The 10,079-nt window shown below is 72.8% G+C and carries 8 protein-coding genes and 1 pseudogene; 8 read left to right on the forward strand and 1 reads right to left on the reverse strand.

Translation table 11 applies throughout. The features are described 5' to 3' along the window. Window positions 1-675, reverse strand: a 675-nt coding sequence (locus tag CWIS_RS19045) for a hypothetical protein (RefSeq protein ID WP_048344112.1), incomplete at its 3' end; no start/stop codon positions are given. A gap of 131 nt (window positions 676-806) precedes the next feature. Here CWIS_RS19045 and CWIS_RS14875 point away from each other — a divergent pair. The 8 genes and pseudogenes from CWIS_RS14875 to CWIS_RS14910 all read left to right on the forward strand — a co-directional run. Next, window positions 807-1,598, forward strand: a complete 792-nt coding sequence (locus CWIS_RS14875; RefSeq protein WP_048344113.1) for an ABC transporter ATP-binding protein — start codon at window positions 807-809, stop codon at window positions 1,596-1,598. A 125-nt stretch (window positions 1,599-1,723) separates the two neighbouring features. Beyond that, window positions 1,724-2,158: an NfeD family protein gene (locus CWIS_RS14880; protein WP_048344114.1), complete on the forward strand. Its 435-nt coding sequence runs from the start codon at window positions 1,724-1,726 to the stop codon at window positions 2,156-2,158. A 43-nt stretch (window positions 2,159-2,201) separates the two neighbouring features. Beyond that, window positions 2,202-3,431 carry an SPFH domain-containing protein gene (locus CWIS_RS14885; RefSeq protein WP_048344115.1) on the forward strand — a complete coding sequence of 410 codons (1,230 nt, stop codon included), beginning with the start codon at window positions 2,202-2,204 and terminating at the stop codon, window positions 3,429-3,431. 141 nt (window positions 3,432-3,572) lie between these two features. After that, complete coding sequence (locus CWIS_RS14890; protein ID WP_048344116.1) at window positions 3,573-4,259, forward strand: TetR/AcrR family transcriptional regulator; 687 nt, start codon at window positions 3,573-3,575, stop codon at window positions 4,257-4,259. After that, window positions 4,259-6,001, forward strand: coding sequence for an ABC transporter ATP-binding protein (locus CWIS_RS14895; protein ID WP_048344120.1), 1,743 nt, complete (start codon window positions 4,259-4,261; stop codon window positions 5,999-6,001). The genes CWIS_RS14890 and CWIS_RS14895 overlap by 1 nt, the downstream gene beginning before the upstream one ends. Beyond that, on the forward strand, window positions 5,998-7,995 hold the full coding sequence (locus CWIS_RS14900) for an ABC transporter ATP-binding protein (RefSeq protein ID WP_048344117.1): 1,998 nt from the start codon (window positions 5,998-6,000) through the stop codon (window positions 7,993-7,995). The genes CWIS_RS14895 and CWIS_RS14900 overlap by 4 nt, the downstream gene beginning before the upstream one ends. A 187-nt stretch (window positions 7,996-8,182) precedes the next feature. Next, complete coding sequence (locus tag CWIS_RS14905; RefSeq protein ID WP_048344118.1) at window positions 8,183-9,268, forward strand: lytic polysaccharide monooxygenase; 1,086 nt, start codon at window positions 8,183-8,185, stop codon at window positions 9,266-9,268. Window positions 9,269-9,468: 200 nt separating this feature from the next. Beyond that, a pseudogene (locus tag CWIS_RS14910) lies at window positions 9,469-10,079 on the forward strand (hypothetical protein); the annotation flags it as partial.

Below are 10,079 nucleotides of genomic sequence, written 5' to 3' on the forward strand. Positions count from 1 at the left end.
CAGGTTGACCGCGCCGCCGTCGTCGCGCGCGGCGAGGTCGACGATCGCCCGCAGGCGGGCCGCGCTCGCGAGCACCCGGCCGCGGTGCGCGTCCACGCGGTCCGGCAGGCGCCAGGTGGGCAGCGCGGCGTCGCGCAGCGCGACGACCTGCGCCGCGTGCTCGTCGTCCCAGTGCGCGACGTCGAGCCGCACGAGGGCCTCGGTCACGTCCGCGAGCCCGCGGCGCAGCCCGCGGTCGGCGTCCTCGAGCGAGCCGAGCGCCTGGACCGGAAGCAACCAGTCCGGGACGACCGTGCGGTGCCACGTCACCAGGTGGCCGGGCTCCAGCGCGGAGCCGAACGCCTCCACCTCCGGCACGAGCGCGTACGCGGCACCACCGGTGCGCAGCAGGACGAGCTCGCGCGCCTCGAGCGCGGCACCCGAGACCGGTGCGGGGACGCCGGCCACGTCGCCGGGCGCGGGCAGGAGCGCGACGACGTCGAGGTCGGGCACCGACCACTCGCGCAGCGCCTCGGCGAGCGGGCGCCGCTCGTCGGTCGCGGTGTCGAGGACGTCGTGGGGCTCGTCGTCCGCCTGGACGCCGCGCAGCGCTGCTGCCGCGGTGGTCGTACGGGAGTCGCCCGCGCCGAGCCACAGCGCGAGGACCACGGAACGGGGAAGGTCGAGGTCAGGCACTCGTCCACGGTACGTGCGCGCAGGGCCTCGGACGCGCCGCGCCCGCACCGTCGAGCGCGGCGCCCAGAGGCTGGCTGCGTCCGGGTGGCCACGTGCACCGGCACGCACGCGCGAAACGTTAGGGTCGTGCCATGACCGACGTGCTCGACCTCCAGGACGTGACGATCCGACGGGGGACGACGACGATCCTCGACGGGGTCTCGTGGCGCATCCGGGAGGGTGAGCGCTGGGTCGTCCTCGGGCGCAACGGCGCGGGCAAGACGACGCTGCTGCAGGTCGCGTCCGGGCGCATGCACCCCACGGGCGGCAGCGCCGAGCTGCTCGGCAGCCGGCTCGGGCACGTGGACGTCTTCGAGCTGCGGCCCCGGATCGGGCTGTCGAGCGCGTCGCTCGCCGACAAGATCCCGACGGGCGAGCTCGTCCGTGACGTCGTCCTGACCGCCGCGTACGGCGTGACCGGGCGGTGGCGGGAGGAGTACGAGGAGCTCGACGAGACCCGCGCGGCCGACCTGCTGCGGGCCTTCGGCGTCGAGCACCTGGCGGAGCGGTACTTCGGGACGCTCAGCGAGGGCGAGCGCAAGCGCGTGCAGATCGCCCGCGCGCTCATGGCCGACCCCGAGCTCCTGCTGCTCGACGAGCCCGCGGCTGGGCTCGACCTGGGCGGCCGCGAGGAGCTGGTGGGCGCGCTCGCGGAGCTCGCCGACGACCGGCGCTCGCCGGTGCTGGTCCTCGTGACCCATCACGTCGAGGAGATCCCGCCGGGCTTCACGCACCTGCTGCTGCTGCGTGACGGCCGGGTCCACGCGTCCGGCCCGATCGAGGAGGTGCTCACGGCCGAGCAGCTCTCGGGCGCGTTCGGGCTCGATCTCGTCCTCGACCGGCACGAGGGCCGGTGGACGGCGCGGTCCGCCTCGCTCGCCTGACGGCACGCCGCAGCCGCGTGACGAGGACCGTCACCCGGCTGCCCGCGGCGGTGCTGCCGCGAATCCTCACGAGCGCGTCAAGACTGTGCCTAGGATGACCCAACGACGGTGAGAAGGGGTCTGCGGTGCACTGGCTGTGGTGGGTCGGAGGAGCGCTGGCGCTCGGCATCCTCGAGATGCTCTCGCTCGAGCTCGTGTTCATCATGGCGGCCGGTGGTGCGGTTGCAGGGGGCGTCGCGTCCGCCGCGGGTGCGCCCCTGTGGGCACAGATCGTCATCGCCGCGGTCACCTCTGTCCTGCTCCTCGTGACCCTGCGGCCGTGGCTGCTGCGGCACCTCAAGAAGAGGACCCCGCTCGTCGAGACCAACGCCTCGGCGCTCGTCGGCCGTCCGGCCGTGGTGCTTGCGACCGTCACCGCTGACGCCGGCCGCGTCAAGCTCGCGGGCGAGGTGTGGAGCGCGCGGACCACGGCGGGTTCGGCGCTGCCGCCCGGCACCGAGGTCACGGTCGACCGCATCGAGGGCGCGACCGCGGTCGTCGTCCCCGCGCCCGCCGGCTGACCGCGGCGCGAGACCACCTGCACGTCCCGACCAAGGAGGCTCCATGCCGGAGGACACCACGAACGTCGGACAGATCGCGCTGATCGTCGTCCTCGCGCTCGTCCTGCTGTTCGTCATCATCGCGCTGTTCCGCTCCGTGCGGATCGTGCCGCAGACCGTGGCGGTCATCGTCGAGCGCCTCGGCCGGTACTCGCGCACGCTCGACGCGGGGCTGCACCTGCTGATCCCGTTCGTCGACCGCGTGCGCGCGGGCGTCGACCTGCGTGAGCAGGTCGTCTCGTTCCCGCCGCAGCCCGTGATCACGTCGGACAACCTCGTCGTGAGCATCGACACGGTCATCTACTTCCAGGTCACGGACCCGAAGTCGGCCGTGTACGAGATCGCGAACTACATCACCGGCATCGAGCAGCTCACCGTCACGACGCTGCGCAACGTGATCGGCTCGATGGACCTCGAGCAGACCCTCACGAGCCGCGACCAGATCAACGGTCAGCTGCGCGGCGTGCTCGACGAGGCGACGGGCAAGTGGGGGATCCGCGTCAACCGGGTCGAGCTCAAGGCGATCGACCCGCCCGCCTCGGTGCAGGGCTCGATGGAGCAGCAGATGCGCGCCGAGCGCGACCGCCGTGCCGCGATCCTCACGGCCGAGGGTGTCAAGCAGTCGCAGATCCTCACGGCCGAGGGCGAGAAGCAGTCGGCGATCCTGCGGGCCGAGGGCGAGGCGCAGTCCGCGATCCTGCGGGCCGAGGGCGAGGCGCGCGCGATCCTGCAGGTCTTCGACGCGGTGCACCGCGGAGACGCGGACCCGAAGCTGCTGGCGTACCAGTACCTGCAGACCCTGCCGAAGATCGCGGCGTACCCGTCGAACAAGATGTGGTTCCTGCCGTCGGAGCTCACCGGGGCGCTGGGGCAGCTGGCCCAGGGGCTCGGCGGCGCGCCCGCACCGAGCGCGGACACCGGTGCGCGTCCGGCCGGTACCTCGCCGCTCGGGGACGACCTGCCTCCCGTGACCCTGACCGACCCGGCCGAGGCGCTCGCCGAGGCCAAGCGCGAGTCGGCGGCAGCGACCGCCGACGCGACGAGCGCGGGGACGCTGTCCGGCCGGCCGTTCGACCCGGCCGCCGAGCTGGGGCAGCACCCCGGGGGAGCGGCGGTCCCGACGCGTCCCGCCGTGCCGCCCGTGCCCCCGCCCGCGCCTGCCCGCCCGGACGTCCCGCCGCCGCCGGCCACGACGCAGGACGCGGGACCGTTCGAGCCGCCGTACGACCGCTGAGCGCGGGACCGGTCGTCGCCCGACGGTGCTCCGGTCCGACGACCCCCTCGCAGACCCCGTCGCGCCGAGGCGCGGCGGGGTCTCGTCGTGCACCGCAGATCCCTCTTGCTGAGTGAGTGCTCACTCACTTACGGTGGCCCGGTGAGCAGACCCGGGCGTGCCGCGCCGCTCCCGCCGGACGAACGGCGCGAGGCGATCCTGCGCGCCGTGCGCGCCGTCGTCCTCGACCGCGGGACCAGGGTCACGACGAAGGAGCTCGCGCAGGCGGCCGGGGTCGCGGAGGGCACGCTGTTCCGCGTGTTCCCCGACAAGGACGCGCTCGTGCGCGCGGTCGTGCTCGCGGCGGTCGACCCTGCGGACGACGTCCCGGCGATCGAGGCGATCGACCGCGACGCGCCGTTGGCGGACCGCGTCCGCGCGGTCGTCGAGATCGGCCTGGCTCGGACCGGGCGCGCCATCCGGTGGATGGGGATCCTGCACGAGCTCGGCCGGCCGCCGCACGGCGAGCACGACGAGGAGGCGCACCGCCACATGGTCGAGTTCACCACGCGGCAGGAGCGGGGCCAGGCTGCGGTGCGCGACGCCGTCACCGACGTGCTCGCCGGAGACGCCGACCGCCTCGCGCGCCCGGTCGACGAGGTCGCCGAGCTGCTCGCCGTGACGGTCATGGGACTGTCCATGCTCCAGATCGAGGCCACCCGTCGCCGCGCCGAGCCACGCCTCCCGGCGCTCGACGTCGTGGTCTCCCACTTCCTGACCGGCGCGCTGGGCCCACCGGCAGCCGTGTCGTCCCCCGACCTGTCGTCCGCACCCGCGAGGAGCGTGTGATGCTCAACCGACTCCTGAAAGTGCACCTGGCGCCGTACTCGGGCGCGGTGACCGCGGTCGTCGCCCTCCAGCTCGTGCAGACGCTCGCCACGCTGTACCTGCCGAGCCTCAACGCGCGGATCATCGACGACGGCGTGGCCGTGGGCGACACCGACGAGATCATGCGCCTCGGCACCGTCATGCTCGCGGTGAGCCTGGTGCAGGTCGTCGCGGCGGTCGCGGCCGTCTGGTACGGCTCCTACGCCGCGATGGCGTTCGGTCGCGACGTGCGCCTGCGCCTGTTCGCGCACGTGCAGACGTTCTCCGCGCGTGAGCTCGGGCAGTTCGGCGCGCCGACGCTGATCACCCGGACGACGAACGACGTGCAGCAGGTCCAGATGGTCGCGCTGATGACGTTCACGTTCGTGATCATGGCGCCGATCATGCTCGTCGGCGGCGTCGTCATGGCGCTGCGCGAGGACGTCAGGCTGTCGGGCGTCCTGGTGGTCGCCGTGCCGGTCCTGGGGATCGTCATCGCGGCGATCGTCTCGCGGATGATCCCGTACTTCCGCGTCATGCAGAAGCGGATCGACGCGATCAACCGCGTGATGCGCGAGCAGATCGCGGGGATCCGGGTGATCCGCGCGTTCGTGCGGGAGGGCCGTGAGGCGCAGCGGTTCGACGACGCCAACCGCGCGCTGTACGACACGTCGCTGCGCACCGGTCAGCTCATGGCGCTGATGTTCCCCGCGGTCATGCTCGTGCTGAACCTGACGAGCACGTCCGTGCTCTGGTTCGGCGGGCACCGGGTCGCCGAGGGGCAGATGCAGATCGGCCAGCTCACGGCGTTCCTGTCCTACCTGGCCTACATCCTCATGGCCGTGATGATGAGCACGATGATGTTCGTGATGTTCCCGCGCGCGATCGTCGCCGCGGGCCGCATCGGCGAGGTGCTCGAGACGCAGTCGAGCGTCCTGCCCCCCGAGAACCCCGTGCCGCTGCCGCCCGACGACTCGCGGCGGGGCCGGCTCGAGCTGCGGGGCGTCGAGTTCCGCTACCCGGGCGCCGAGCGCGCCGTGCTCGAGGGGGTCGACCTGGTGGTCGAGCCCGGACGGACGACCGCGATCATCGGCTCGACCGGCTCGGGCAAGTCCACGCTGCTCAACCTCATCCCGCGGCTGTACGACGTGACGGCCGGCCAGGTGCTGCTCGGCGGCGTCGACGTGCGCGACCTCGACCAGCGCGAGCTGTGGTCGCAGATCGGTCTGGTGCCGCAGAAGCCGTACCTCTTCTCCGGCACGGTGCGCTCGAACCTCGAGTACGGCGCGCCCGGGGCGGACGACGACGAGCTGTGGCACGCGCTCGAGGTCGCCCAGGCACGCGACTTCGTCGAGGCGATGAACGGCGGGCTCGACGCGCCGATCGAGCAGGGCGGCGGCAACCTGTCGGGCGGCCAGCGCCAACGTCTCGCGATCGCCCGGGCGCTCGCGAGACGCCCACGCCTGTACCTGTTCGACGACTCGTTCTCGGCGCTGGACTACGCCACCGACGCGGCGCTGCGTGCCGCGCTCGTCCCCGAGACCCGCGAGGCGAGCGTGCTGGTCGTCGCCCAGCGCGTCGCGACGATCCGCACCGCCGAGCACATCGTCGTCGTCGACGCGGGACGCGTGGTCGGCGAGGGCACCCACGCGGAGCTCCTCGCGACCAACCCCACCTACCAGGAGATCGTGTACTCCCAGCTCAGCGCGCAGGAGGCGGCATGACCACGCCACGCGGACCCCAGCCCGCCCCGGCGCCTGCGGCCGCGTCGCCCGCGCGCGTGCGCCGAGGCCCCGTGGGGCACGGCCCCATGGCGAACATGGGCATGCCCGGCGAGAAGTCGATGCGGTTCCGCGAGTCGGGGTCGCGGTTCCTGCGGGAGCTGCGGCCCGAGCGGGTGCGGATCGTCGCCATCGTGCTGCTCGGCGTGGCCTCGGTCGTCCTCGCGGTGATCGGGCCCAAGCTCCTGGGCAACGCGACGAACGTGCTGTTCGAGGGTGTCACGGGGTCGATGCTGCCTGCCGGGCTGAGCAAGGCCGAGGCGGTCGCCGCGCTGCGCGCGCAGGGCGAGGACCGCGTCGCCGACATGGTGTCCGCGATGGACGTGGTGCCCGGGCAGGGGGTCGACTTCGACCGCCTCGGGCAGATCCTGCTCGTCGTCGCGCTGGTCTACCTGGGGTCGTTCCTGTTCGGCTGGGCGCAGGGCCGCATGACGGCCGGCGTCGTGCAGCGCGCCGTCCTGCGCCTGCGTACCCAGGTCGAGGCCAAGCTGTCCCGCGTCCCGCTGCGCTACGTCGACTCGCAGCCGCGCGGCGAGCTGCTGTCGCGGGTGACCAACGACATCGACAACGTCGCCCAGACGCTGCAGCAGACGCTGAGCCAGGTGATCACGTCGCTCCTGACGGTCGTCGGCGTGCTCGCGATGATGTTCTGGATCTCGCCCCTGCTCGCGGTCGTCGCGCTCGTCACCGTGCCCCTGTCCATGCTGGTCGCCGCGCTGATCGCGAAGCGCTCGCGGCCGCGGTTCATCGAGCAGTGGACCTACACGGGGCAGGTCAACGCGCACATCGAGGAGATGTTCACGGGGCACACGCTCGTGCAGGTGTTCAACCACGCCGACGACGCCGTCGAGACGTTCACGCAGCGCAACGAGGCGCTCTACGACTCGAGCCGGCGCGCGCAGTTCATCTCGGGCATCATCCAGCCGGCGCTCGGGTTCATCGCGAACCTCACGTACGTGATCATCGCGGTCGTCGGCGGGCTGCGGATCGCCTCGGGGGCGATGACGCTGGGCGACGTGCAGGCGTTCATCCAGTACAGCCGTCAGTTCTCGCAGCCCATCACGCAGCTCGCGAGCATGGCCAACCTGCTGCAGTCGGGCGTCGCGTCGGTCGAGCGTGTCTTCGAGCTGCTCGACGCGCCGGAGCAGGACCCGGACCCGGAGCCCGCGACCGAGCTCGACCGTCCGGTGCGCGGCAGGGTCGCCTTCGAGCACGTCGCGTTCTCCTACCGCGAGGACGAGCCGCTCATCGAGGACCTGTCGCTCGTCGCCGAGCCCGGGCAGACGATCGCGATCGTCGGGCCGACGGGCGCCGGCAAGACGACGCTGGTGAACCTCATCATGCGGTTCTACGAGCTCGACGCGGGCCGGATCACCCTGGACGGCGTCGACACCCGGTCCCTGACGCGCGACGACCTGCGCCGTTCGACCGGCATGGTGCTGCAGGACACGTGGCTCTTCGGCGGCACGATCGAGGAGAACATCGCCTACGCGGTCGACGGCGCGACGCACGAGCAGGTGGTCGCGGCTGCCGAGGCCACGTACGTGGACCGGTTCGTCCGGACGCTGCCCGACGGCTACGCGACCGTGATCGACGACGAGGGCACGGGCGTCTCCGCGGGAGAGAAGCAGCTCCTGACGATCGCGCGCGCGTTCCTGTCCGACCCCGCGATCCTCATCCTCGACGAGGCGACGTCCTCGGTCGACACGCGCACGGAGGTGCTCGTCCAGCACGCGATGAACGCGCTGCGCGCGGGCCGGACGTCGTTCGTCATCGCCCACCGCCTCTCGACGATCCGCGACGCCGACACGATCCTGGTCATGGAGCACGGCGCGATCGTCGAGCAGGGCACGCACGACGAGCTCCTGGCGGCCGACGGCGCGTACGCGCGGCTCTACCAGAGCCAGTTCGCCGCGGCGGCGGTCGAGGAGGTCTGAGGCGGGGCCGAGGGCGCCCGAGCCAGGTGAGCAAGGGGCGAACGGCCTCACCCGACCGGGTGAACCGTTTCGGCCGTTGTCGCGCTCCCTGCTGCGTGTGGACGGTGGAGGACCCGCGCTTGCGCGTGAGGGGTCCGCAGCGAGGCGGTCCTCGTGCGCAGGCACTTCCGACCCCCCAGGAGGAACCATGCACGCGTCCGCACGACCTGCTCGAACAGGCCTGCTGCGCCGTCTGCGGCGGGCCGTGATCGCGGTCCCGCTGAGCCTCGCCCTGGGACTGGGCGCGATGACGCTGCTCGCGCCCTCGGCGAGCGCGCACGGCTCCGTCACGGACCCCCCGACCCGGAACTACGGCTGCTGGGAGCGGTGGGGTGCCGACCACCTCAACCCGCAGATGGCCACGCTCGACCCGATGTGCTGGCAGGCCTTCCAGGACAACCCGAACGCCATGTGGAACTGGAACGGCCTGTTCCGTGAGGGCGTGGGCGGCCAGCACCAGGCGGTCATCCCCGACGGCCAGCTGTGCAGCGGCGGGCGGACCCAGAACGGTCTCTACAAGTCGATGGACACGGTCGGTGCCTGGAAGGCCAAGCAGGTCCCGAACACCTTCACGCTCACGCTGACCGACTCCGCGAAGCACGGCGCGGACTACCTCAAGATCTACGTCACGAAGCAGGGCTTCGACCCGACGACCCAGCCGCTCACATGGGCATCGCTCGACCTCGTCAAGACCACGGGGTCGTACCCGACGACCGGCCTCTACCAGTCGGACGTCTCGCTGCCCGGCCGGAGCGGCCGCGCGGTGCTCTACACGATCTGGCAGGCGAGCCACCTCGACCAGCCGTACTACCTGTGCAGCGACATCGTCATCGGCCAGGGCACCGAGCCGACCCAGCAGCCCACCCAGCAGCCGACCCAGGAGCCGACCCAGGAGCCGACGCAGCAGCCGACCCAGGAGCCCACGCAGCAGCCGACTCAGCAGCCCACCCAGCAGCCGACCGGTGCGTGCACCGCGACGGTCAAGGTGAACTCGAGCTGGTCCGGCGGGTACGTGGCCGACGTGGTGGTCACGGCCGGCTCCAGCCGGTTGACCGGCTGGAAGGTCACCGTGGGCGGGGCCACGATCTCGCAGGCGTGGGGCGGCACCCTGAGCGGCAACGTCCTGACCAACGCGGCGTGGAACGGCGCGCTGTCACCCGGCGGGACGGCGACGGCCGGCTTCCTCGGGTCCGGCAGCTCGAGCGGGCTCACGGCAAGCTGCTCGGCAGCCTGACGACGACCTGACCCGAACGACGACGCCCGGGCTGCGCACAACGCGCACCCCGGGCGTCGTCGTGCCCGTGCACGAGCGGCGGGTCCCCGGGCGGGCATACCGGGACGAGTCGGGTATGGCGGCCCGTCCGTCCGGGTGACTAGGTTCGGGTCAGGAGCCGGTCCGCCTGTGGGCGACCCGCGGGGGGAGAGGTCACGGACGTGCACTGGTGGCGAGGGGGTCAGGGCGGGTCGGCCGACGCGCCGAGTCGCGCGGACGACGTGCTGGAGCTGCGGGTGCACGGCGTCGCGAACACGCCTCCCGCCGCGATGCTGGACCTGCGGCCGGACCAGGTCGAGCAGGTCGACGGCGACGACCTCGGCAGCTTCTGGGCGCCGACGAGCGCGGTCGCGGCCGCGCCCCGCAAGGCGGGGGACCCGCGCGTGGTGCCCGCCGGCGTCCGACGTGAGGCGTACTCGTGGGGCGCGATGGCCCGGTTCTCGACCGTGCCCGGGCTCGGGCGGGCGAGCGGGCTGGTCGCCGGCCTGGTCCGGGTGCTGTGGGTGGTCATCGTCCCGTTCGGGCTGGCCAACGTCGCGTACTGGTCGCGGGACGCCGACGAGCCGCACGGGCGCAGGTCGTCGGCGGGCGGAGGGCTCGTCCGCCTGTTCGGCCTCGCGCTGACGCTGCTGTGGGTCACGACGACCGCGACGATCACGCTCGGGATCGTCGCGGCCCAGTGCTACGGGCCGCGCACGAGCCTGACACCGGGTGCGTCGGGCGACGCCGTCCAGTACGTGCAGGTGTGCGCGGCGCTGCCCGACTGGGCGGA

Source organism: Cellulomonas sp. A375-1, assembly GCF_001040865.1.
Taxonomy (GTDB): Bacteria; Actinomycetota; Actinomycetes; order Actinomycetales; family Cellulomonadaceae; genus Cellulomonas; species Cellulomonas gelida.

Bases quoted from the DNA above. Each gene is read 5' to 3' on its own strand.
- CWIS_RS14895 (WP_048344120.1), top strand. From the start codon at position 4,259: ATGCTCAACCGACTCCTGAAAGTGCACCTGGCGCCGTACTCGGGCGCG.
- CWIS_RS14885 (WP_048344115.1), top strand. From the start codon at position 2,202: ATGCCGGAGGACACCACGAACGTCGGACAGATCGCGCTGATCGTCGTC.
- CWIS_RS14875 (WP_048344113.1), top strand. From the start codon at position 807: ATGACCGACGTGCTCGACCTCCAGGACGTGACGATCCGACGGGGGACG.
- CWIS_RS14905 (WP_048344118.1), top strand. From the start codon at position 8,183: ATGCACGCGTCCGCACGACCTGCTCGAACAGGCCTGCTGCGCCGTCTG.
- CWIS_RS14900 (WP_048344117.1), top strand. From the start codon at position 5,998: ATGACCACGCCACGCGGACCCCAGCCCGCCCCGGCGCCTGCGGCCGCG.